This is a genomic window from Tahibacter aquaticus (genome assembly GCF_004363655.1).
Lineage (GTDB): Bacteria > Pseudomonadota > Gammaproteobacteria > Xanthomonadales > Rhodanobacteraceae > Tahibacter > Tahibacter aquaticus.
The window spans coordinates 84,375-107,233 of the sequence record NZ_SNZH01000009.1; the positions used below are offsets into that span (position 1 = coordinate 84,375).

The following is a 22,859-nucleotide window of genomic DNA, read 5'->3' on the forward strand; positions in this document are numbered from 1 at the left end:
CAAAAACGACTGGCGCATCTTTGCGCCAGTCGTTTTTGCTTCAACAACAACGGGCGCTAGTAGGCATACAGACTATGCAGCTGGAACTGGCCGCTGAACGGATCGAACACTCGCCCGAAACGATCCGGGTCCGCAATCGTCAGCAGCTTGGCCGGCTGCTGCATCCCGCCGAAACGGCCGAGGAAAGCGGGCACGCTGGTCGGTGCGAAGGCATTGGTAGGGGCGGTATAGGTATTCAGCCGGATCCAGTTGGTGCCAATGCCGTCGTAGGTCACTTCCCAGATGCCCATGTCGCCGCCCGGCACGCCGCCCGGAATCGGCGACTGATTGCGCAGCCAGCGATAGCGAACCATGTCGTCCCGACCGTTGCCGTTGATATCGCCGATCAGTATCCCGTCGAACGCTTCGCCGCGAATCCGGTTAAGTGGCTGCCAGCCCGTGCGGCCGCCGTAGGAGACCGACCATTTGCCGCCGCTGACAGCAATTACGTCGGTAATGCGGTCCTGGTTGAAATGGCCGAAGCGCAGGCCGCTGAGCGGAACGACGGAGTTGTTGATCTCGGTCCACGGAAACACGCCGGGAGACAGGATGAACCAGCTGCCCGCGCTGTCGCGGCGGAAGAAATCGGTACGACCGTCACCGTTGAAATCGCCGAAGCGCAGGCTGGCGAAATCGGCACCGGCGGCTTCTGCAATGACTTCCCATTCGCCACGACCGCCGCGGGCGATCTGCAGCGGACTTCCCTTCACAACGTCGCATTTGCCGTCGCCGTCGAAGTCGCCCAGGCCGACCTGGTCGAGGCGTTCGCGCGCCGCTTTCAGATAGGTCCACTGCATTTTCCCGCCGCTGGACCACCACCAGTTCGCACCCGTGGCCAGAAACAGATCATCGGCCCCGTCGCCGTCGAAATCGCAGACGCCGTAGCGGGCGAAGGTATCCACGCCGAAGCGGTTGTCCTGCCGGATCAGCGGCGTGGTGACGGCGCTCTGGTAGTTCCAGCCGTTCTGTGCAATGGCATCGTCCTCGTCGTCATGGGCGAATACGTTGCCTATGGCGCGTGGACTGACCAGCGGGTTGCCGCGGATCTTGATCGCATTGCCGCGGGTGTACTGGAAGGCGTTGTCGCTGTACTCGTAGTAGATGCCCGCTTCGCCGCAGCTTTTCGGCGCATCGAAAAACAGCGGGCCGCAGGAAGTCGTGCCGTGCACGTCGAACTGGTGCGTCCACCAGGTGCCGTAGACCGGATAGGAATCGTGAAAGCCGCCGCCCTTGAGCACCAGGTTATGCCGCGCGGTATACCAGCTTCCGGGTTCGTAGCCACCGCCGGCGGCGATGGCGTGGCGGTTGTAGTCGAACAGGTTGCGCTCGATCAGCACCTGCGCACCGCCAGTCGACTCCACGCCGTAGCCGTTGCCGCCGACGTGCTGGTTATGGTGGAAGAAGTTGTCGTGCACCTTGACCTGGTCGGGACTGGTGATGTTGTCCAGGCCGTCGGCAACATAGACGCCTTGCCCGCTCCAGCCGGAAATTTCCATATTGTGTATTTCCACATTGCGGCACGATTCGACCACGATGCCGCGCTCGAGATTGTCGTCGCCCGATTCCGAATTCCAGTGCGGGCCTTGCAGGCGGAAGCCCTCAAGGCGCACGTTGGCTTCGGCGCTCTGGCCTTCGTAGCAGCGCACCAGCAGCAGCGGTCGCGGTCGATCGCTGGTGCGCAGCCGTGGGCCGAGGTTGCCGGCATTGCGCACGCTGTTTGGCTGGTCCGGGTCGGGATTACTGGTGAGCGTGGTGTTCGGCGCGATATTCACCGTGACGCCGGTCATATCCATGTCCACCTGGGGCGCGAGGACGACATTCTTGCCTCCGGCTTCGAGGGCACGCTTGAGCAGGTCGCGCCAAAGCGCCGAACTGCCCTCGATGCGCACCAGCGGACCGTTCGGCAGCGGCAGTCCGGTGGCGCGCACCGTGATCCAGCCCAGCGTTCTTTCGGCGCCGCTGCGCGATGCGCGCAGATACCAGCTCTTGCCCGGAATATGCGTCGGCGTGACGACGCGCGAGCCGACGGTGGGCACGATGTGTTCGTCGATCAGGCTGGTGCCGAAGCGTACGGTAACCGGGCAGTAGGAAGGGTAGTTCACCTGCCAGGAAACCGTGGACGAATTGCCCAGCTGCACTTCTGCCGGCGTCGCGGTCAGCGTGGCCGTCACGTCGTCGATACAGTCGTTGGGTTCCGGTGTCGGGTCCGGGTCGATCGCGCTGGCCGGATGGGGCAGCGCGGCAAACAGTGCGCAGACGAGGGCCCATCGTGCGGTGCGAACGGCAGGACGCTGTCCTCGCCCAGCTATGGTTTTCGGGTACATGCAAGTTCCTTTTGTAACTAGTCGCTAAAGAGAAAATGAATCGCAAAATCGCTTTCGCCGCGGTGAGGCCGGTCGGCTGTGCGCGGCGGTTGGCGCGGTGCCTATGGTGCGAAAATGCGCAGCGCCGGGCGGGCCGCGAATCCGCGTCAGCGGACAAAATCGGAAAAAGACTGCGTTGCGCAGCATGCGAATCGCCATCGGTGAGTTGCGTTGGATCCGAGGACGTCGTCTTGCGCGGATGTGGGACATGCCGCGGAAAATTTTTTCGACGCGAAGCGGCGTGCGTGCGCCGTGCCGGCACCACGGATGGCAAGCGGCGGTCCGCACGCCGCCGCCTTTTGCCTGCTGCATGCAGAGCTGCGCAGGCCGCGGCGCACGCAGTCGCTCGATCAGGAACGCGGCACGGTGATTACGCTGCAGTGCGGCTTGCGGGTTGTCGCCGTGCAGGCCAGTCTTCGCCGGTATTCCCTTCGCTTCCCTCCCAGGAGTTCCGATGATCCGGTTGACCGCGCTTGCGCTTGCTGTTTCCGTTTGCATTCCGCTGTCCGCGTTTGGCGCCGACCGCGTGCAGTACACCGCCATTTTCGGCGGCCGCAACGTCGGCCACGTCAACGTCGATATCGACGGCCGCAAGGCCAAGGTCGATTACGACGTCAAGAACAACGGCCGTGGCCCGACCATGGTCGAGACCATCACCTTCGATGCCGACGGCCTGCCGGTCGACTGGAAGATCTCCGGTACGACCACGTTCGGCAGCAAGGTCGACGAACGCTTTGCGCAAAGCGGATCGCGCGCCAGCTGGACAGACTCGACCGGACCGGGCAAGGCCACGCCGCAGCAACCCGCCGTGTATGTGGCACAGAGCGGCAGCCCGTGGTCGAGCCAGATCTATGCACGCGCACTGCTCAAGCGCCCCGGGCTGAGCATGCCGGCGCTGCCCGGCGGCGTGCTGCGCCTGGAGAAAGGCGCGACGTTGACGGTGCAGGGCGAGGGCGGTCCGCGCGAGGTGACGCGCTACGAACTGTCCGGCATCGACACCACGCCCGATACGATGCTGCTGGATGCGGACGGCACGCTGTTCGCCACCGTGTCGCCGAATGCCATCGTCGTGCGCAAAGGCTACGAAGGCGAGGAAGTGCGCCTGCGCAAGCTCGCTGCCGACTGGGTGACCGAGCGCTACGTCGGCATCCAGCGCGAAGTGGCACATCAGTACGGCGGCCCGGTGCGCATCCGCAATGTGCGTGTATTCGATCCGGCCACCAGTGCCTTGACCGGGCCGGTTGCGGTACTGGTGAACGGCCGCGAGATTGCCGCCATCGAACCTGCCGACAGCCCGGCGACACCGGGCGAAACCAGCATCGACGGCGGCGGCGGCACGCTGGTCGCCGGCATGTATGAAATGCACGCGCACGTCGGCCAGGAAGGCGCCTTGCTGAACCTGCTCGCCGGTGTCACCACCATGCGCGACATGGGCAACGACAACGCCGTGCTGGATGCGCTGGTGCGGCGCATCGACGCGGGCGAGATCGCCGGGCCGCATGTGGTGCGTTCGGGTTTCATCGAGGGTCGCAGCCCGTTCAGCGCGAACAACGGCTTCGTCGTTGACAGCGAGGAAAAGGCCGTCGACGCGGTGCGCTGGTATGCCGCGCGCGGCTTCTGGCAGGTCAAGGTCTACAACAGCATGAATCCCGCCTGGGTGCCGGCGGTCGTCGCTGAAGCGCATCGCCTGGGCCTGCGCGTTGCCGGCCACGTGCCTGCATTCGCCACGGCCGACCAGATGATCGAGGCCGGCTACGACGAGCTGACCCACATCAACCAGTTCGTGCTGGGCTGGGTGATCAAGCCGGAAGAAGACACGCGCACGCTGTTCCGCCTGACCGCACTGAAGCGGCTGCCGGCGCTGGATCTGAACAGCGCGAAGGTACAGCACACGATCGACCTGATGGCCAAGGGCGGCAAGGCCATCGATCCCACCCTGGGCATCCACGAAGCGCTGACGCACAATCGCGACGGGCAGATACCGCCGGGAGCCGTGGACTATATCGACCACCTGCCGGTCGGCACGCGCCGCGATGCGATGAAGGCCTGGGTCGACACCTCCGGCAAGGGCGACGACCAGGCCTATCGCGCCGCATTCGACAAGCTGATCGGCGTGGTCAGGATGCTGCACGAGCGCGGCGTATTCATCGTCTTCGGCACCGACACTGGCGGCTCGTTCACCTATCACCGCGAGCTGGAGCTGTACCAGAAGGCGGGCATGACGGCGCCGGAAATCCTCAAGCGCGCGACGCTGGACAGCGCGCGCTACCTGGGCGAAGACCAGCGCCTGGGTTCCATCGCCAAAGGCAAGCTGGCCAGCTTCTTCCTGGTGCCCGGCGACCCGACGCAGGATCTGAAGGCCCTCAAGCGCATCGCCATGGTGGTCAAGGACGGCGTGTTCTATTACCCCAGCGAGGTCTATCCGAAGTTCGGCATCACGCCGTTCGTCGATCCGCCCAAGGTGACCGAGGCCGTCAAGCCGGCCGCGACTGCCGAGGCAGCACCGGCGGCGCATACGCACTGATACCGGCGCGGCGTTGTTCCTCGGTGCAAGCCGTGGGCAACGCCGCTGCAGCGGTGCCTGGGCAACCTGGCCGTCCCGCGCGCCGGCCATTCGGCCTTGCTGCTGCCCAACGGTTCGCTGCTGCTGGCCGGCGGCAGCGGCGATGCTGCAGCTGCGCTCAGTGCGCAATGATTCGACCCGGCGGCGACGGCCAGCCGCTTCGGCGGGCAGTCTGGCCAGCCTGCGTACAGGCGTTGCAGCAACCTGGCTGCCTGGCGGGAAGGGTCTGTCGGGCGAGGCCTTGCAGGGCAGTGCATCGACGGACAACGTCAAGGCGCTGACTTTCCATTGGCGCTGTACCTTGGCCATCGACAGCGAACAAGGCCAGGCTTGATCGGTACTGCAGTCTGGCTGGCGGTGTGTGCCAGCAGCCTGTCTTTTCAAGCAGTGGAAATCGGCCGCCCAGGGTCTGGGCGGCTTTTTCCTGCCTGGCCGGCGACGCACGATTTGCCCATGGCATGACGCAGTGGCCTCGCAGTGCGCGGAGTCCCGCACGATCACTTCGCGATCCCTCTCTGCCGGTTTATCCGTTACAGGCCGGCAGGCTGCCACGGGCTGCCGCCAGCGCGATACGGCCGGGCGGGATTGCATTTTCTGTTTTTACCAAAAGAGTGACTTTTCACTTGTGTTGCAGCGCCGGCCGGTCGTACTGTCGCGGCGGGGCGGCTCTGTGCAAGACCGGGTTTCTGGCGTGGCGGACAGCCGCGCACCGGCTATTGCGCTTTGCCACAGGCTCACGCGTTTTCTGCTGCAAATTCGCCACGCCCATCGGGAGAGGACAGTCATGAGCGACGACGGCAAGCCGGTGACGCGCCGGCAGTTTCTGCAGATGGTTGGGGCCGCGGGCGGTGCCGCGGCGGTCTATGAGACGATGGTCGTGCTGGGCATGCTGGCCGTGCCTGCGGTGTATGCAGGGCCGCCCGACACCTCGGGCAGCCCGGGCAAGGGACGCACGGTCATCGTGCTCGGTGCCGGTGTCGCCGGCCTCACCGCTGCGTTGCGGTTGAAGCAGGCGGGCTACCAGGTCGCTGTGTACGAGGCCAGCGACCGCATCGGCGGACGCAATTTCACCGTCAGCACCGCCAAGACCGACCACCGCGACGTGATCCGTCAGCACGGCAAGGCAGACCAGACCTGCGCCTTCGAGGGCAGCGCGGCATCGCAGTATTTCGAGGCCGGCTGCGGCCGCATTCCGTATCACCATGTGGCGCTGCTGGAGCTGTGCCAGGAACTCAAGGTCGCGCTGCAGCCCTACATCATGGAAACGCGCGCGAATCGCTTCCAGACCGATGCGGCCTTCGGCCGCCAGCCTGTCGTCAATCGCCAGCTCGCCAACGATACGCGCGGCTATATCGCCGAACTGCTGGCCAAGGCGATCAACAAGCAGTGCCTGGACGACGCGCTGAGCGAAGCCGACCGCAAGGCGATGCTCAGCCTGCTCTCTACCTTCGGCGAAGTCAGCGAGAAAAGCTCGCCGCCTTACACCTACAAAGGTTCCACGCGCAGCGGCTATGCGGAAGACCCGGGCGTGGTCAGTCCTGGCAAGCCGGTGGCGCCGCTGGCCCTGGCCGAGCTGCTGAAATCGGAATTCTGGAAGCATCGCTTTTACCAGGCCGAGGACTATCTCTGGCAGACCACGCTGTTCCATCCGGTCGGCGGCATGCGGAAGATCGTCGATGCGCTGCAGGCGGGCATCGGCGGCAGCGTGAAGACCAGCACGCCGGCGCTCAAGATCGTCAATGGCAAGGACTCGGTCGCCGTGCTGTTCCAGGATGGCACGCGCGTGACGGCCGACTACTGCATATCGACCGTGCCCTTGCCGGTGCTGAAGAACCTGCTCGACAGCGCAACCTTCAGCGCGCCGTACCGCGAGGCCGTCGGTCTGGTCGAATTCGCCAAGACCTGCAAGATCGGCTGGCAGGCGACGCAGCGCTTCTGGGAAAAACTGCGCGGCCCGAATGCGACGAACGGCCCGCAGATCTTCGGCGGCATCAGCTGGATCGATCATCCGATCACGCAGATGTGGTATCCGTCGGCCGATTATTTTGCGCCGGGTCCGGCGGTGCTGACCGGTGCCTACAACTACGATTCGCCGGGCAAGCCGGTGGCGACCGATTTCGGCAAGCTCGGCCTGGCCGAGCGTCTCGAACTGGGCCTGAAAGGCGGCGAGCGCCTGCATGCGGAGTTCCGCCAGTTCGTGCCGGCGGGCAAGGGGCTGTCGATTGCCTGGCAGGAAGTGCCGTTCATCGGTGGCGGCTGGGCCGAATGGGACCGCGCCAATCCCAAGCACGCCGAAGCCTATCGGCGCCTGCTGCTGCCGGAACAGCGCTTCATCGTCGCCGGTGACCAGGTGTCGTATCTGCCTGGCTGGATGGAAGGGGCTGTGCTGTCCGCTTATCACGTGGTCGAGCAGGTCATGGGCCGCGCCAAGCCGCGTCTGCTGGAAGGGCTGGACGGCCTCGAGGCTCCGGATTCGGCCAAGGTTTCCGGCGCGGGCTGAGCATCGCGGCGCATGCCGGGCGTGCCGGGTTGCGGCGGTTGCACCGCACCCGGCCGCAATCGTGCGACCGGGAAAAGAGTGGATAAGTATTTTATTGCAACATGTGGCAGTTTGGCCTCAGGCCCACGTCATCGCCGCGACGGCAGGCAGGATACGCACGGCGATTCTGGACCTCGCCGGCATACAGCCTGCTGTGCTGATCGGGCACGGCGACCCCATGGCGCTGGCGGACGGCCTTCTGCTCGTTGCCTCGCCCGACGGAACCTATGTCTACGATGTGGTGGAATCGCTGTTTGCCGACAGCTTCGAAAGCCACTGAAACAGTGGAACGGTGAAACAGCCACCCGCAGGCGGGTGGCTGTTTCCAACGGGCAGCGACGTGGCAGCGACGCTGGCTCAGCCGTCTGCGCGGCTCACTGGCACGGCCCGTTGCTGGTCCACGGCTGGCCGGATCCGCTGGCGCCGTTGTGGGTGGCCGGATCCTGTTCCTGCGTCCACCAGTTGGCGGTGTAGTTGACGTTGTTGCGGCTGGCCTTGTTGCCTCCGGTATAGACGGTGGTCGCGCTCCAGGCCGGCTGGCAGGTAGTGGTGCTGCCGCCGAGCACCTTGTTGCCGACATTGATCGCGTTGGCTCCGTTGAACAGGTATACCGGGCTGGCCGGCGTGAACGTCGCCGCGCTGGGTGCCGACAGGGAATAGCCCGCCGCGAGTACCGCACCGGCCAGCGCCGTTTCGTTCAGCGTGCAGGATTCTCCACCGACCAGGCCCGTGATCGATCCGCTGGCCGGCGGCTTGAACGTCGCCGACTTGCTGCCCGAGGTGCTGCAGCTTGCCTGCACCGTGATGTTCGGCTGCGTCGTGATCTTGCTGGTGTCGCCGGAATAGACCGCCGTGAGCGTGATGCTGGCCGGCAGCGGCGTGACCGTTCCGGTGGCGAGCTTGAACGTGTTGTAGAACTGGTAGATCGACTGCGGCACCTGCGAGTACTCGCCGAGCGGGCCGCTGCCGGGACGGTCGCGCTGCAAGGCCCAGTACGACAGGTGGCCGACGCCTTTCTGCTGGGCAAACTGCGTGACTGCCGTGGCATCGGCCGTGGTGAAGGTTTCGCCGGCGACGTCGTTGTTGCCGATCATCGGCGTGATGCCGAGCATCGCCCACAGCTGCGCGTTGGTCTTGCCCGGATAGATCGGCGCCAGCTGTGCGACGGCTGCCGTTGCCGCCGACTGGGTCAGCTGTCCCATGGTCGAGCCGTCGTGGTACGAGCCGCCGAAATCCATCGTCATGAGGTTGACGATGTCGAGCGTCGCTCCGGCCGTGGCCGCGCTTTGCACTGCAGCCACGCCAAAGTGGTCGAGGCCGCCGCCGCCCCAGCTGGGATGTACCGGCACCGACGGCAGCGTCAGGGAAACGTATAGGTTGGGATATTTGAGCCGCAGCGCCTTGATCGCGGCATTGCGCGTGGTGTTCAGCGCGCTGTTGCCGAGCTGTCCGCCTTCGACGTCGAAGTCGATAGCGCGTACGCCGGTGGTCTGCAGCATGCCGTCGATGAGGTTGGTCAGCTGCGTCGCTGTACAGGTCGATTCGAGGTAGGTGCCGTTGGCGCCGCCGAAGGAGATGATCACGCGGCCGCCGGCATTCTGGAACGCGACGATGTCGCTCTGCATGTTGGAAATGGAATTGTCGACCGTGCAGCCGCCGGCGCTGACAACGAAGGCCAACGTTGCGCCGTTGAGTCCCATCTTGTTGCGTGCATCCATCAGGCTGCTGACGGCATACGTCGTATTGCCGTAGCCCCAGGTATAGAAATACGGCGCGAGCTGGGTGGCGCCGGCCGAGGCGGCGCTTGCGAGCAGCGCGATGCCGATAGTCGAACGCAACACGGTCGATCGTAGAATTTTCACGCGGATCCTCCTCCCGAATTGCAGATAGGGCGGCCGGGATCGTTTCGATCCGGCGCTGAGGCAGCGACTGCGGCACAGGGGGGCCGTGATCGCCGCGGCGGCGCTGTTGCGACATCCTCGACCGTATGCGGCTGTCTTCCATGACGTCATGAATGACATCGTTGTCAGTAGCGTGGCTAGGAGTGCGCTTTTTGCATTTCGCTGGCAAATGCCGCTGTGGCATATGCCGCCGGGCAACGGCCGCTGGCCTGGCGTATGGATGCTGTGGGGCAGGGCGTACGGACGGACATCGCCAGGCAGGAACGCCGTGTGCGCCGGCGCATGCGGCAGTCGCTTGCGGTTCGGCGGGCTGCACGGGCGGCAGACAGGGCATGCGATGCCTGGCTGCCGCCGTCGTGCGATGCCTGCGCATGCCGTGTGTGTAAAAGTTTCGCGCCGCGGCTGAACGCGTTGTCGATACTCAGGCGCCGACGTAAGCCGCCAGATGCTTGCCGGTCAGCGTGGTGCGAGCCTTGACCAGGGCTGCCGGCGTGCCTTCGAAAACAACGCGGCCGCCGTCGTGGCCGGCGCCGGGGCCCAGGTCGATGATCCAGTCGGCATGGGCCATGACGGCCTGGTGGTGCTCGATGACGATGACTGACTTGCCGGCATCGACCAGCCGGTCGAGCAGGCCGAGCAGCTGCGCGACATCGGCCAGGTGCAGGCCGGTGGTCGGTTCGTCGAGTACGTAGATGCCGCCTTTCTCAACCATGTGCGTGGCCAGCTTGAGCCGCTGCCGCTCACCGCCGGACAGCGAGGGCAGTGGCTGGCCCAGGGCGATATAGCCCAGCCCGACGTCGGCCAGGCGCGACAGGATGGCGTGGGCTGCCGGTGTTTTGGCCGCGCCCGCCGCGAAGAACGCCGTCGCCTCGGTCACCGACATGGCCAGCACTTCGCTGATGTCGCGGCCGCCGAGGCGGTATTCCAGCACCGCGGCCTGGAAGCGCTTGCCATCGCAGTCTTCGCAGGTGGTGGCGACGCCGGCCATCATGGCCAGGTCGGTATAGATCACGCCGGCGCCGTTGCAGGTGGAGCAGGCGCCTTCGGAGTTGGCGCTGAACAGTGCCGGCTTGACGCCGTTGGCCTTGGCGAAGGCCGTGCGGATTGGATCGAGCAGGCCGGTATACGTGGCCGGATTGCTGCGCCGCGAGCCGCCGATGGCACCCTGGTCGATGGAAACCACGCCCGCGCCTGGGGGAATCGATGCGTGTACCAGCGAGCTTTTGCCCGAACCCGCCACGCCGGTGACCACGCACAGCACGCCCAGCGGAATGTCCACATCGACCTTTTGCAGATTGTTGGCTGTCGCCCCGCGGATCTGCAGTTTGCCGCTGGCTTTGCGCGGCCTGGGCTTGAGCGCTGCGCGGTCGTCGAGATGGCGGCCGGTGAGCGTGCCGCTGGCGCGCAGGCCATCGACGCTGCCTTCGTAACAGACCGTACCGCCGGCCGAGCCGGCGCCGGGGCCCAGGTCGACGACGTGGTCGGCAATCGCGATCGCTTCCGGTTTGTGCTCGACGACAAGCACGGTATTGCCCTTGTCGCGCAGGCGCAGCAGCAGCTCGTTCATGCGTTGGATGTCGTGGGGATGCAGGCCTATGGTCGGCTCGTCGAAGACATAGGTCACATCGGTCAGCGAGGAACCGAGGTGGCGGATCATCTTGACGCGCTGTGCCTCGCCGCCGGACAGCGTACCCGACGGCCGGTCCAGCGACAGATAGCCCAGGCCGATCTCCACGAATGAGGCCAGGGTGTCCTGCAGCGCCTGTAGCAGCGGCGCCACCGACGGCTCGTGCAGGCCGCGCACCCAGGCCGCCAGGTCGCTGATCTGCAGGGCGCAGGCGTCGGCGATGCTGAGCTTGCCGATCTTGCAGGAGCGCGCCGCCTCGGCCAGCCGGGTGCCGCCGCAGTCAGGGCAGGTGGCGAAGGTCACCACGCGATCGACGAAGGCGCGGATATGCGGCTGCAGCGCGTCGACATCCTTGGACAGGAACGATTTCTGGATCTGCGGTATCACGCCCTGGTAGGTCAGATTGATGCCGTCGACCTTGATTTTCGTCGCTTCTTTATAAAGCAGATCGTTCAGTTCTTTCTTTGTGAACTTGCGGATCGGCTTGTCTGCATCGAAGAAGCCGCAGCCGTTGAAGATGCGGCCGTACCAGCCTTCCATGCTGTAGCCGGGGATGGTCAGCGCGCCCTGGTTGAGCGACTTGCTGTCGTCGTAAAGCTGGCTGAGGTCGATGTCACTGATCTTGCCCATGCCTTCGCAGCGCGGACACATGCCGCCGGTACGGCTGAAGCTCTGCTTCACGGTCTTGCTGCCGCCGCGCTCGACCGTGATCGCGCCGCTGGCGCGTACCGACGGCACGTTGAAGGCGAACGCGTTGGGCGGGCCGATATGCGGCTTGCCGAGCCGGCTGAACAGGATGCGCAGCATCGCGTTGGTATCGGTGGCGGTGCCTACGGTGGAGCGGGCGTTGGCGCCCATGCGCTCCTGGTCGACGATGATCGCCGTGGTCAGGCCTTCCAGCAGATCGACCTCGGGCCGTGCCAGCGCCGGCATGAAGCCCTGTACGAAGGCGCTGTAGGTTTCGTTGATCAGGCGCTGCGATTCTGCCGCGATGGTGCCGAATACCAGCGAGCTCTTGCCCGAGCCGGAGACGCCGGTGAATACCGTCAGCCGGCGCTTGGGCAGCTCGATGTTCACATCCTTGAGGTTGTTCACGCGCGCGCCGCGCACGCGGATCAGATCGCGGCGATCGGCGACAGGTAGCGCGGGCGGCGCAGCATCCTTGCGGGTGGTCTTGCTCATCGTGTCTCCAGCGGTGGGGTAGTGCTGCCGGCGCGGCGGATTGCAGCGATGCCGGTTTCGCTCCGGTCTGCGTCGGGCAGGATTAGTGGCCGTCGGCGGCGGGCCCTCCGCTGCGCCATCTGGCGATATACGGCAGCGCGAACAGATACAAGCCGGTAATGGCGAGCAAGGCCAGCGGCAGCAGCGGTACGTACGACACCCAGACCACAGGCTTCTCCTGCGCCAGGGCGGCGAAGGTGGCAATGACGCTGACCGCAAAGGCAATCGCCACCCAGCGGTGGAAGTGGCGGATCCAGCTGTTCACGTTCATGGCAGGCTCCTGTCGAAAGCAGCAATCCCACAACCGCGGCCCTGCGCGCGTAAAGCCTGTTCTGCGTGGGGCGGCGGCAGTGGTGATTGGCGGAGGGTTCAGCGCGACTGCTGCACGCGGATCATGTTGCCGGCGGGATCGCGCACGGCGCAGTCGCGCACGCCGTAGGGCTGGTCGGTGGGCTCCTGCATGATTTCCGCATCGCTGGCCTGCAGCCGTGCGAAGACGCCGTCGAGGTCGGGCGTGGCCAGCAGGATGGAGGCGTAAGTGCCCTTGGCCATCATCTCGGCGATGGCGCGGCGCTCGTCTTCGGTGGTGCCCGGCGTCGAGCCCGGCGGATACAGCACGATGGACGTGCCGGGCTGGCCGGCAGGACCGACGGTGATCCAGCGCAGGCCTTTGTAGCCGACGTCGTTGCGCACCTCGAAACCGAGGGTGTCGCGATAGAAGGCCAGCGCAGCGTCGGGGTCGTTCTGCGGGAGAAAGCTGGCGTGAATGGTGATGTTCATGGCGTTCCTGCTCGTTGGGTTAGGGCACGGCCATGCTAGCGGCGGTTCGCGGGCGGCGCTTCTCGATTCCTGATCGGCCGGGTCACCTGTTTCGCCATGCAGGCCGGCATCTCCGCCGTTGCGCCCGCCGACTGCTGCCGATACACGCTGGGCGGTACGCCGACCAGCTCGGCAAAGCGCGTGCTGAAGGTGCCCAGCGACGAACAGCCGACCTCGAAGCAGACCTCGGTGACACTCAGGTCGCCACGGCGCAGCAGCGCCATCGCGCGCTCGATGCGCCGCGTCATCAGATAGGAGTAGGGCGACTCGCCGAAGGCGAGACGGAACTGGCGGCTGAGGTGTCCTGCCGACAGGTTCACGCCGCGGGCCAGTGCCTCGACATCCAGCGGCTGGGCGTAGTCGCGGTCGATCCGGTCGCGCACGCGGCGCAGCTTGGCGAGGTCGTGCAGATGCTGCGCTTCGTCAGGTGTGCGGCTCATCGGCAGGATCGTGCCATGCGGCGGCTGACCCCCTCAAGCCCGTGCAGACCGGCCTTCACCCGCCGGGGCCGCTGATGTCTTCCGCCGTGCACAGACCGCCGGGCGCTATACGCGTCGCGCATCGCACCCTGCGCGCTGTCGTGCCTCGTTTCGTGTCGGTTTTTTGGTCCGCAGCGGGCGCAGCGAATGGCCCGGTCGCAGCGCGGTGGCCGCAGTGGTTTCGTGCACGTCTTCGCGCACGCGAGCCTGCATGGCGATAGATGGTCCCCATGCTTGTCGCTTCGCTGTTACCGAGAAGGCGGCCCATGGCCATGCGGTCCAGTTTGCGGCGGCGGATTTTGCGAGCCCGCCGCAGCCGCGCGACGTATCGCTGCATGCGTGCTGCTTTCCGACCATGCAAGGCAATCAGGGGAACTCGATGCTTACGCCAGGCTTTGCCATCAAGAATGAAACCATCTGGCCGCTGCAGATCAGTTTGAGCCAGGTGGGGCCGCTGTATTTCGATGTGATCCAGCCCGGGCAGTCGTTTGTCCGCGACACCGGCGCGGTCTGGTTCACGCTCAAGGCGGCGATCTTTCTCGACGAAAAGGACCGGATCACGAACTGGGACGCCGTGAAGCCCGTGCTGTTCGTGGTGGGCGCGGCGATCCTTGCGCTATCGACCGCTGGCGCGGCCGGCTTTGCCAGCGGCCCCGCAGCCGCGGCGATGCTCGCCGCCGATGTGGTCTCGGCAGGACTCGTCGACCTGGCCTCGGGCAGCGTACTGCCGGCCGTGACGGCCGCCGCGACGCTGGCAGGCGCAGGGTTTTCCCGGACGGCAGTGATGGTGGTCGATGGCCACGTGATAGACCGTCGGCGCGAATTGACTCCCGCTGCGCAGGCGGCGCTGGAAAACGTGTTCAGCATCGGCAATATCTCGCTCACATCGGGAGGCTGCTATGCCGGCCCGCCCTGGCCGTTCCGCCGCGAGCTGACGCCGTTGCGCATCACCGGCGGCCCGACTTTCCGGCGCGTGCCAGGCAAGGACCAGGTCGAACTGGTCGCAGGCCGCTTGCAGATCGATTCCCCGCCACCGCCGGCAGCCTATGGTGTGTTCTCGCTGCAGACCGGCACTGCGCTGGTGGCAGGGGACGGCAACTACCGCTTTGTGCTGGCGTCCAACCGCGATCTGGTGGCGATCAAGACCGGCAATACCGGCAGCGGCGGCACCGAGATCCATATCCTGAGCGCGGACAGTGGCTACCGGCAGTTTTCGGTGCAGACGGCGACTGCGCTGGGCCCGGTAGACCGCAACTGGGAATTCGGCATCGCGCCGAACCGCGATGTATTCGCTATCCACAAGAACAACACCGGCAGTGGCACCACCGAGGTACACGTGCTGTCGGCTGCCCACGGCTACAAGACCTTCGCGCTGCAGAGCCGCACGGCGCTGGCGCCTACCGACGGCAGCTGGGCCTTTGCCATCGCGCACAATCGCGACGTGGTGGCGATCAAGAAAAGCGCCACGGGTACCGGCATGACCGAAGTACATATTCTGGCGGCCTCGGCCAACTACCAGGTATTCGCGATACAGGCCGGGACGGCGCTGCATATGACAGACGACAGGTGGACGTTCGATATCGCCCGCAATGGCGATATTTTTGCCTTTATGAAAAATGGTGCGGGCTCCGGCACCTGCGAGCTGCACATCCTCGCTGCACAGGCGAACTACCGGCAGTTCGCCATCCAGACCAAGACCGCGCTGCACGAGATCGACGACACCTGGTCGCTGCGCGTGAGCGGGGACCGCGATGTGTTTGCCATCCGCAAGGCCGGCGGAACCTCGAACAGTACCGAGGTGCATGTGATGAAGGGATAGGCCGCAGTCCGGCTGCCTGCCTGCGGTTCGAGGTAGGCCCGGGCAGTCGATGTGCGGCGTACATCCAGCGGCGGGGGCGGCGGATGCGCGCGGCGCGGTATATAAATTACACGGCGGTGCCGGAGCGGCGAACAGTAGCGGATGCGGCGTCCGGCGCGGCTGCGGGCACGCTACTTCCTGCGCTGCAGTGCCCGCAAGATGCCGTGGCTGCCGTAGACCAGCGCCGCACAGCCGACGATGACCAGCAGCCAGCTGCTGCCTTCGTCTTCGTCGCCGACGATGCGGATGACGTCCGGCCGGTCCGCCAGGTAGCGCACCTGGATACGGTGTCCTGCACCAAATCCGTCGAGCGCGTTGTCGGAGATCGCTGCTTTGGCGGTAAGGCTGCGGCCGTCCTGGCCGATGAAGGTGATGTCGGCGCGGAAGGTGATGCGGTCGCCGCTGCGCTTGATCTTCTTGGTGTTCTGGATGGCCTGTACCGGAGCCAGCACGCCGTGTTGCTCGACGCTGCGGCTTTCCTGATAGAGCAGGGCGGAATAGCTCAGGGCCAGCAGGCCGATCAGCAAGGCTGGCACCGGAAGCATCAGGCGGCGTATCGCGCTGGTCATGGCAGTCGTCCGGTCGGTTGCTGAAATCAGTATTCGATCCTGCGGATCTGCACCACGTTGCCTTCGGGATCGACACCGTCGCAGGCGCGAAAGCCACGCCAGGCCCATTCCTTGTCCGCCGCCTGCACGCGGCCGCCGTATTCGGCCGCGGTGCTGCGGGCGGCGGCGAAGTCGTCGACGTAGAAGAACAGCTTCACGCTCGCGTCTTCGCGCGGCTGCGGCGGATCGGTGATCTCGAACGTGCCGGCGATAGACGGCGGTATGGCGTGCATGACGAGCTGCATGGTGTCGCTTTCGAGCACGACGAGGCCGGCTTCTTCATGCGTGACGGCGAGTGCCATCGTGTGGCGATAGAACGCGACACAGCGTTCGAGGTATTTGACGAACACGACGGCGCCGTTCTTGTTGTGATTGCTCATGCTACGCCTCGCTGCGAAGAAAGAGGCGGCGAGTGACTGCACTCGCCGCCGTGAATGCCTGGCTCAGGCGCGAAGTTCCGCGAAATACTCGGCGACATCGTCCGAAAAATCGTAGTGCGCATCGGGCAGCGGCGCGCCGCTGTCGATCAATGCCTGGGCACAGCCCAGCCAGTCGCCGCCGGCTATCGGTTGCGCGACCGAGGCGAAGCTCAGCGTGCCGTAGACGTTGTCGTTGTAGCCGTGGCGCTCGTCATGGCGCGCACCATGGGCGAGCAGGAACGCAGCGAGCACGCTGTTGCCGCGGAACACGGCGAGATTCAGCGCACTGGCCTGCCAGTCGCCGCCGCGCACCGCGACTGGCCAGCCGGATTCGACCATCAGGCGCGCCGCCGCGTCGGCGCCTTCCGCCACGAGGTCGGGCAGCAGATGCAGCTGTTCGAAACTCAGCGCGTCGATCAGGCGCGGGCGCTGCGCCAGCATCGCCTGCACGGCGGCCTGGTCGGCGCTCGCGCAGGCGGCGATGAAGGCTTCGGTGTCGTCGTCGTCGCCGGCAACACGTGCCCCGTGCAACAGCTCGGCGACGTCGCTCAGCCCCATGCGCCGCGCGAGCCGGTACGCACTGACGCCGTGCGCCGTGCGTGCCGATGCATCGGCGCCGGCATCGAGCAATATCCGCACGACTTCGGCCGAACGGCGGCGGCGGATAGCATGCAGCAGCGGGCTGCCCAGCGGCGCGCGTTCGTTCGCGTCGCCGCCATGGGCCAGCAGCAGGCGCAGGGTCGCCGGGCGCTCGAAATCCAGCGCGCGATACAGCGCGTTGCAGCCGCTGACCCGCGCGCCGGCTTCGAGCAGCAGGCGCGCGCAGCTGGCGTCGTCGGCTTCGACGGCGTGGTACAGCGATTCGTTGTCGTTAGGCTCGGCACCGGCGGCGAGCAGCAGGCGGGTCAGCGCTGCATCGTGGTTGCGTCCTGCCGCGCCATACAGCGCGCTCAGCAGGTTGTCGGGAAACGTCGTGTCGATGGTCGTGTCGCGTGGATCGGCGCCGGCTGCCAGCAGCAGCGCGACGGTCTGGCGGATGCCCTGGGCAAACGGCGGCAACTGGATCAGCCCGGAGAAGCACGCACAGACCAGCGGCGACATGGTCTCGCCCGGCGCGCGCGTGCGCGCCCATTGCGCATCGTCGGCGATCTTGCGGCGCACCGTGGCGACATCTCCGACGGCGCAGGCCAGCGTCGCATTGCCGGCGATGAGTTGCGGATGCTCGTGCAGCAGGCGTGCCGCCAGCAGTGGCTTCGCGCCGTGATAGCCGGCACCGAAGGTCCACAGCTGCCAGCGGCTCAGCAGGGCTGCCGCGTCGGTCGCCGGCGCGGCCTGCGCGTCGACGTAGTCCTTCAGCAGTGCCCAGGACGGAAAACCGTATTCGCGGGCGAGGCAGGATTGCGCGTCGTGCAGGCGGAGTTGCAGGGCAACGATGGCAGCGTCGTCGCGTCCCGCAGCGGCAGGCAATGCCGCGCGCAGCCGCGCCAGTGCCGCGTCATCGCGCTGGCGATACGCGTGCAGCAGTTCTTTGGCTTGTTTCTTCAGATGGCCCAGGTGCGGGCGTTCGGGCAGGTCTTTCATGACAACCTCCATGCACTGATGCCGAAGGTCCGCAAGCCCGGCTGCATAAAGGTCAATGGATTGACGCGACAGACAAGTGGGTTGAACCCTTCCCGCGGACCCGGAGGCGGCTTGCGACGCCGGCGCAAGATTAGCAGGAACGGGCAGGGCAGCGCCGCAGGCTTCCGTTGTGCCTGCTCAGCGCCAGTGGCTCGGCAGGGGCTGGCCGACAGGGGCTGCTGGCGCGGTCTCCGGCGGTGCTGTCAGTGCTTGACGGTATATCGCAAGATATATATCTTAAGACATATCTTCCGATAGTAAGGACGCCTCGCCAATGTCATATCACTCAATACCGGGGCGTCGATGGCCCTACGACTGCGGCAGTTTCTCGCGCCTGCCCGCTGGCTTCCTGCCACCGTTCGTGCAATGCGCCGGCAGCCGGCGCGGTGGCGGCGGTGGAGGAAGAGGCGGCTTCGGCGGGCCGGGCAGTGGCGGCTTCGGCGGCGGCTTCGACGGTAGCGACGGGTTTCCCAGCGGCCGCAAGTTCACTTCCGATGACCTGCAGTCGCTGCTGCTTGCCTTGCTCGACGACAAGCCCAGCCATGGCTACGAACTGATCAAGGCACTGCAGGCGCAGTCGAACGGCTTCTACAGCCCCAGCCCGGGCATGGTCTATCCGGCGCTGACCTATCTGGAAGAACTCGGCTACGTCACCGTCGAAGTCGAAGGCAATCGCAAGCGCTATGCGCTGGCCGAACTGGGCCGGGTCCATCTCGCGGCCAATCGCGAACGCGTCGACATGATGTTCGCCAAGCTGCGCCACATCGCACGCAAGATGGATTCGGTGCGGCGTGCGCTGGCCGGCGAAGATCCGGCCGACGACGAAGGCGGCTGGATACCCGAGCTGGTCCGGGCGCGCCACGCCATCAAGTCCGCGCTGTACCGCAGGGACGACATTCCCGCCGACGAACAGCGCCGCATCGCCGCCATCCTGCAGCGCGCGGCGCGGGAAATCGAAGGCCAAGGCGAGGGCAGCTGACCCGGCTTCCTCGTGCACAAGACGCATACACCACGACTGAACACGTTCCCCTTGTCGCGGCCACCGCGGCCGCAAGGATTCCCATGTATTCGCTGACTCAAGTACAAGAGCGCCGCCTGCTCTGGCTGCTCATGCTGACCCAGTTCACCCTCATCATGGATTTCATGGTGATGATGCCGCTGGGGCCGCAGATCATGCAGGCGCTGAAGGTTTCGGCGGCGCAGTTCGCTGCCGCCGTATCGGCCTATTCGATCTGCGCCGGCCTGTCCGGCCTGCTCGCTGCCACCTATATCGACCGTTTCGACCGGCGCCGGCTGCTGCTGGCCATGTACGCGCTGTTCGCCTTGTCCAACCTGGCCTGCGCGCTGGCCGACAGCTATGCGCTACTGCTGGTCTCGCGCGCGTTCGCCGGCATCAGCGGCGGCGTACTCGGCTCGATCATCATGGCCATCATTGCCGACGTGATCCCGGCGCAGCGCCGTGGGGTGGCCACCGGCACGGTGATGACGTCCTTCGCCATTGCTTCGGTCCTCGGCGTACCGGCCGGCGTGCTGCTTGGTGCACATTTCCACTGGTCGGCGCCGTTCTGGCTGCTGGTGGCGTTGTCGGTCATCGTCTGGATCGGCGGTTCGCGCCTGGTGCCGGCGCTGAACCAGCACCTGTCGCGCCAGCCGGCAGCGTTGTCCCAGGTACTGCCGAACCTGTTCCGGCTGCTGGCAGAGCGTCGCCACCTGAACGCGTTCGCCCTGACGCTGATGCTGACCGTGTCGCAGATGCTGGTCATTCCGTTCATTTCGCCGGTGCTGGTGGCCAACCATGGCATCGATCCGGCACAGCTGTCGTGGATGTACATGGCCGGCGGCGTGGCGGCGTTCTTCACCTCGCGCCAGATAGGGCGCCTGGCCGACCGCTACGGCAAGCACCGCATCTATCAGATTGCCGTGGCGCTGTCGCTGCTGCCGGTGCTGTTCATGACCCATCTGCCGGCGGTGGGCTTCATCGCGATGCTGCTGTTCTTCCCGTTCTTCATGGTGTCGATGAACGGGCGCATGGTGCCGCTGCAGGCCCTGCAGACCACCGTGCCGCAGGCGGCGCAGCGCGGCTCGTTCCTCAGCGCCAACAGTGCGGTGATGTCGCTGGGCACCGGCCTGGGTGCGTGGCTGGGCGGCCTGATGCTGACAACCGATGCGAGCGGCCATATCGCCGGCTATGGCACGGTGGGCTGGATTGCGGCGGGTCTGGCGCTGGGCTCGGCCTTCTGGGTACATCGCGTCACCTCGGCCGAGGAGCATCCGCAGCAAGCAGCCGCCAGTCCGGTCGCCGCGGCCACGGCCGAACGGCAGTAAGCGGCCGGTCGCCGTTGCTGAGGGCGAAGGTGATCCGCGCGTTGGCCGGGCAACGCTAATCGCGTGCGACTGCCGCTACTCCGCCGTTGGCGGAAACCCGGCAAACTGCGCGGCGTTGCCGCCGATGTGATCCCACGGCGCCTTGGAGCCGACGAACAGATGCATTTCGATCGCGACCCCCGGATCGCCGTCGACTGAGCCCAGGGTAACGCCATGGACGCGTTCGTCCTGCCTGCCGCAGAGGGTGGTGCCGCAGCTGCGGCAGAAGCTCAGGCCCCAGCCCGGCATGGTGGCGTAGTGGGTCAACTGGTCTTCGCCGCTTTCCCAGGCGAAACACCCGGGCTCGACTTCGGCATAGGCCGAGCCGGCGCCGCTGAAGGCCTTGCGGCAGCGCGAGCAATGGCAGCTGCGGGCGCTGCGCAAGGGGGCGGCGATGCGGTAGCGGACCAGCCCGCAAAAGCAGCCTCCGCTCAGCGATATGGTGGGTTGCGCTGTATCGCTCATTCTGTACAAATCCTGTGCTGTGTCGTGCACTAGTGTCGGTGACAAAAAAGATACATTGTTTAAATTACATCATATGCGTGCCCGGCCAGGGCGCCATGCCGCTGGGCGTGCTCGCCAGGCATGTGCCTGCGTGCATGGAAGGCGCGGCGACGTAGTGCTTTTTTCCGTCGCCTGCGGGTTCGGTAGTGCCGCTAGTGCAGGCCTGCACGCGTCGCAATCGCGGCGACGGCATCGCCCCAGCCGGATCGGGCTCCCTCCTGTATCGCGTCGTTGCGCTTCTCGACAGCGAGGCCGCGCGAACGGAGCGCCGATATCGAGCGTTCCAGGCTGGAACGCTCGATCGCAAACAGGTCTCTTGCCGTCTTCTTGATGTCGAGCGCGCCGAGCAGCAGCTTCACATCGTCGGGATTGCGGAATGCCACGACGTGTATCGTGTCCACACCGAACGGCGGCACGACGCGGATGACGAATTTGCGCTCGCCGCCAACCCAGTTCATCACGTCCGGCTTTACCTTTTCGCCTTCGGCGTAATCGTTCGGATACAGCATGGTCACGCTACGGTCCTGGCTGTAGACGAATACCAGGGCATACGCGGCTTCCCGCGTGCTGAAACCGATGGAAATCAGCTCGCCTTCGACAAAACTCGACCGTGGCGGGTCTAGTGCAACGGTAACGGTGAGGTCCCGATCGGCAAGGCTGGCCCGTATCTTTTGCACCATATCGTCGACTGGCGGCAACGCCGCTGCCGCCGCCGCTGTTGCGGACTGCGATGGCGGCGGGCTGCTTTCCTGTCCGGGCGGCGAAGCGACGCGGGGCGGAGCCGGCATTGCGGCAGCGGCGGGGCGGCTGGCTTCGGCCGCGGGTTGCAGTCGGTTCTGGCGCCAGCCGATCGACACGCCGACAAAGGCAATCGCCAGCAAGGCAGCAACACTGACCAGTGCAGGGCGGGTCCAGCGGCCGGCAGCGGTTGCCGCCGGTGCCGAAGGCGAGCCCGGCCCGGCCGGCGGTCCAGACTGCACCACGAGGCCGGCGTGGCTGGCCATTGCCGCCAGCACTTCACGGCGCAGTGCCGGCGCATCGGCAATACGCGCGCCGGCGTCCACGGCCATCGCGCGATCCACCACATCGCACAGCGCCCGCGGCACATGCGCCGGCGCGCGCGCGCTGCACGAGGCGCGCAGCCGCTCTTCGTTGCTTTGCGCGCTGCGCTTCTTCGCGTCATCGGGATCTGATCCGGTCAGCAGCCGGTACATGACCGCGCCTACGCCGTAGATGTCGCTATGCGGGCCCTGGGCGCTGCCGTCGACGGAATACTGTTCCAGCGGGACATAGCCCGGCGACAGGATCACGGTCAGCTGTGGACTGAAGCAGCCGTTGGCGGCGGTGCGGGCTGCGCCGAAATCGAGCAGCAGCGGCTGCCCGTTGCTGCGCAGGTAGATGTTGCCGGGCTTGATATCGCGGTGGATGAGCTGCGCCTCGTGCAGCCGCTGCAGGCCGTCCAGCAACGGCCCGACCAGTTTCACGACCTCGCTCGCCGACAGAGTCGGCTGGCGCTTCAACAGGGTCTGCAGCGTCTCGCCCTCGTGCCAGTCCATCTGGAAATAGCCCGTGCCGTTGGCGGCGAAATAACGATGCACCTTGACCAGGTTCGGGTGATCGATGCTGGCAGCCATCCGCGCCTCGTCGCGGAAGCGGCCGAGGAAATGGCGGAAATCTTCCATCAGCGCGCTGTTTTCCAGCGCAACCACGCGCACACCGGCGCGCCGGGCCAACCCATGCGGGAAGAATTCCTTGACGACGAAATCGCGCTCCAGGTCGTGGTCGTGGACCAGATAGGTGATGCCGAAACCGCCGCGTCCCAGCACCCGGCGAATTTCGAGATTGCCCTCGAGTCTCGTTCCCGACGGCAGGGCTTCGACAGACATGGGAAGACGCCAAAGGTGGAGATACGCTAGATTTACACGAGCGCGCAGC

Annotated in this window: 18 protein-coding genes; 6 read left to right on the forward strand and 12 right to left on the reverse strand. The window is 65.9% G+C overall.

Going from position 1 to position 22,859, the window contains the following annotated elements; translation table 11 throughout:
• Window positions 1–56: 56 nt before the first annotated feature.
• A complete protein-coding gene (locus tag DFR29_RS15425) occupies window positions 57–2,363 on the reverse strand; it encodes a right-handed parallel beta-helix repeat-containing protein (RefSeq protein WP_133819508.1) in 2,307 nt (768 codons plus the stop codon).
• 24 nt (window positions 2,364–2,387) lie between these two features.
• Window positions 2,388–2,900: a hypothetical protein gene (locus DFR29_RS15430; protein WP_133819509.1), complete on the reverse strand. Its 513-nt coding sequence runs from the start codon at window positions 2,898–2,900 to the stop codon at window positions 2,388–2,390.
• Between the two features lie 28 nt (window positions 2,901–2,928).
• On the opposite strand from DFR29_RS15430, the gene DFR29_RS15435 reads away from it, so the two are divergent.
• From DFR29_RS15435 to DFR29_RS15445, 3 genes are all read left to right on the forward strand, one after another.
• On the forward strand, window positions 2,929–4,926 hold the full coding sequence (locus DFR29_RS15435) for an amidohydrolase family protein (protein WP_208113610.1): 1,998 nt from the start codon (window positions 2,929–2,931) through the stop codon (window positions 4,924–4,926).
• An 823-nt stretch (window positions 4,927–5,749) separates the two neighbouring features.
• Entirely contained in the window at window positions 5,750–7,465 is a 1,716-nt protein-coding gene (locus DFR29_RS15440) for a flavin monoamine oxidase family protein (protein ID WP_133819606.1), read from the forward strand.
• Window positions 7,466–7,568: 103 nt separating this feature from the next.
• The gene (locus DFR29_RS15445; protein ID WP_133819511.1) at window positions 7,569–7,784 is read left to right on the forward strand and encodes a hypothetical protein; all 216 of its coding nucleotides are present in this window, start codon (window positions 7,569–7,571) and stop codon (window positions 7,782–7,784) included.
• A 94-nt stretch (window positions 7,785–7,878) separates the two neighbouring features.
• On the opposite strand, the gene DFR29_RS15450 is transcribed toward DFR29_RS15445, so the two are convergent.
• From DFR29_RS15450 to DFR29_RS15470, 5 genes are all read right to left on the reverse strand, one after another.
• Window positions 7,879–9,366: a carbohydrate-binding protein gene (locus DFR29_RS15450; protein ID WP_166654119.1), complete on the reverse strand. Its 1,488-nt coding sequence runs from the start codon at window positions 9,364–9,366 to the stop codon at window positions 7,879–7,881.
• A gap of 460 nt (window positions 9,367–9,826) precedes the next feature.
• Window positions 9,827–12,214, reverse strand: coding sequence for an ATP-binding cassette domain-containing protein (locus DFR29_RS15455; protein ID WP_133819513.1), 2,388 nt, complete (start codon window positions 12,212–12,214; stop codon window positions 9,827–9,829).
• A gap of 82 nt (window positions 12,215–12,296) precedes the next feature.
• A complete protein-coding gene (locus DFR29_RS15460; RefSeq protein WP_133819514.1) occupies window positions 12,297–12,524 on the reverse strand; it encodes a hypothetical protein in 228 nt (75 codons plus the stop codon).
• A gap of 98 nt (window positions 12,525–12,622) precedes the next feature.
• Window positions 12,623–13,033, reverse strand: a complete 411-nt coding sequence (locus DFR29_RS15465) for a VOC family protein (protein WP_133819515.1) — start codon at window positions 13,031–13,033, stop codon at window positions 12,623–12,625.
• Window positions 13,034–13,068: 35 nt separating this feature from the next.
• Complete coding sequence (locus tag DFR29_RS15470; protein WP_133819516.1) at window positions 13,069–13,512, reverse strand: helix-turn-helix transcriptional regulator; 444 nt, start codon at window positions 13,510–13,512, stop codon at window positions 13,069–13,071.
• A gap of 418 nt (window positions 13,513–13,930) precedes the next feature.
• Between DFR29_RS15470 and DFR29_RS15475 the strand changes: the two genes are divergently transcribed.
• Window positions 13,931–15,370, forward strand: coding sequence for a hypothetical protein (locus tag DFR29_RS15475; protein WP_133819517.1), 1,440 nt, complete (start codon window positions 13,931–13,933; stop codon window positions 15,368–15,370).
• Between the two features lie 170 nt (window positions 15,371–15,540).
• On the opposite strand, the gene DFR29_RS15480 is transcribed toward DFR29_RS15475, so the two are convergent.
• The 3 genes from DFR29_RS15480 to DFR29_RS15490 all read right to left on the reverse strand — a co-directional run bounded on the left by DFR29_RS15480 (window position 15,541) and on the right by DFR29_RS15490 (window position 18,017).
• Complete coding sequence (locus DFR29_RS15480; protein WP_133819518.1) at window positions 15,541–15,978, reverse strand: DUF3592 domain-containing protein; 438 nt, start codon at window positions 15,976–15,978, stop codon at window positions 15,541–15,543.
• A 26-nt stretch (window positions 15,979–16,004) separates the two neighbouring features.
• Entirely contained in the window at window positions 16,005–16,397 is a 393-nt protein-coding gene (locus DFR29_RS15485; protein ID WP_133819519.1) for a VOC family protein, read from the reverse strand.
• A 63-nt stretch (window positions 16,398–16,460) separates the two neighbouring features.
• Window positions 16,461–18,017, reverse strand: a complete 1,557-nt coding sequence (locus tag DFR29_RS15490; RefSeq protein WP_133819520.1) for an ankyrin repeat domain-containing protein — start codon at window positions 18,015–18,017, stop codon at window positions 16,461–16,463.
• Between the two features lie 313 nt (window positions 18,018–18,330).
• On the opposite strand from DFR29_RS15490, the gene DFR29_RS15495 reads away from it, so the two are divergent.
• On the forward strand, window positions 18,331–19,035 hold the full coding sequence (locus DFR29_RS15495) for a PadR family transcriptional regulator (RefSeq protein ID WP_133819521.1): 705 nt from the start codon (window positions 18,331–18,333) through the stop codon (window positions 19,033–19,035).
• Between the two features lie 83 nt (window positions 19,036–19,118).
• Window positions 19,119–20,381, forward strand: a complete 1,263-nt coding sequence (locus DFR29_RS15500) for an MFS transporter (RefSeq protein WP_133819522.1) — start codon at window positions 19,119–19,121, stop codon at window positions 20,379–20,381.
• A 75-nt stretch (window positions 20,382–20,456) separates the two neighbouring features.
• Here the strand turns inward: DFR29_RS15500 and DFR29_RS15505 are convergent, their stop codons facing one another.
• Window positions 20,457–20,885 carry a GFA family protein gene (locus DFR29_RS15505; RefSeq protein WP_133819523.1) on the reverse strand — a complete coding sequence of 143 codons (429 nt, stop codon included), beginning with the start codon at window positions 20,883–20,885 and terminating at the stop codon, window positions 20,457–20,459.
• Between the two features lie 191 nt (window positions 20,886–21,076).
• On the reverse strand, window positions 21,077–22,810 hold the full coding sequence (locus DFR29_RS15510; RefSeq protein ID WP_133819524.1) for a serine/threonine protein kinase: 1,734 nt from the start codon (window positions 22,808–22,810) through the stop codon (window positions 21,077–21,079).
• Window positions 22,811–22,859 lie beyond the last annotated feature (49 nt).

Excerpts from the sequence above, each read along its gene's own strand:
- DFR29_RS15425 (WP_133819508.1), bottom strand. The coding sequence starts at position 2,363 with ATGTACCCGAAAACCATAGCTGGGCGAGGACAGCGTCCTGCCGTTCGC.
- DFR29_RS15430 (WP_133819509.1), bottom strand. The coding sequence starts at position 2,900 with ATGCAAACGGAAACAGCAAGCGCAAGCGCGGTCAACCGGATCATCGGA.
- DFR29_RS15440 (WP_133819606.1), top strand. The coding sequence starts at position 5,750 with ATGAGCGACGACGGCAAGCCGGTGACGCGCCGGCAGTTTCTGCAGATG.
- DFR29_RS15455 (WP_133819513.1), bottom strand. The coding sequence starts at position 12,214 with ATGAGCAAGACCACCCGCAAGGATGCTGCGCCGCCCGCGCTACCTGTC.
- DFR29_RS15460 (WP_133819514.1), bottom strand. The coding sequence starts at position 12,524 with ATGAACGTGAACAGCTGGATCCGCCACTTCCACCGCTGGGTGGCGATT.
- DFR29_RS15465 (WP_133819515.1), bottom strand. The coding sequence starts at position 13,033 with ATGAACATCACCATTCACGCCAGCTTTCTCCCGCAGAACGACCCCGAC.
- DFR29_RS15470 (WP_133819516.1), bottom strand. The coding sequence starts at position 13,512 with ATGAGCCGCACACCTGACGAAGCGCAGCATCTGCACGACCTCGCCAAG.
- DFR29_RS15475 (WP_133819517.1), top strand. The coding sequence starts at position 13,931 with ATGCTTACGCCAGGCTTTGCCATCAAGAATGAAACCATCTGGCCGCTG.
- DFR29_RS15480 (WP_133819518.1), bottom strand. The coding sequence starts at position 15,978 with ATGACCAGCGCGATACGCCGCCTGATGCTTCCGGTGCCAGCCTTGCTG.
- DFR29_RS15485 (WP_133819519.1), bottom strand. The coding sequence starts at position 16,397 with ATGAGCAATCACAACAAGAACGGCGCCGTCGTGTTCGTCAAATACCTC.
- DFR29_RS15490 (WP_133819520.1), bottom strand. The coding sequence starts at position 18,017 with ATGAAAGACCTGCCCGAACGCCCGCACCTGGGCCATCTGAAGAAACAA.
- DFR29_RS15495 (WP_133819521.1), top strand. The coding sequence starts at position 18,331 with ATGTCATATCACTCAATACCGGGGCGTCGATGGCCCTACGACTGCGGC.
- DFR29_RS15500 (WP_133819522.1), top strand. The coding sequence starts at position 19,119 with ATGTATTCGCTGACTCAAGTACAAGAGCGCCGCCTGCTCTGGCTGCTC.
- DFR29_RS15505 (WP_133819523.1), bottom strand. The coding sequence starts at position 20,885 with ATGAGCGATACAGCGCAACCCACCATATCGCTGAGCGGAGGCTGCTTT.
- DFR29_RS15510 (WP_133819524.1), bottom strand. The coding sequence starts at position 22,810 with ATGTCTGTCGAAGCCCTGCCGTCGGGAACGAGACTCGAGGGCAATCTC.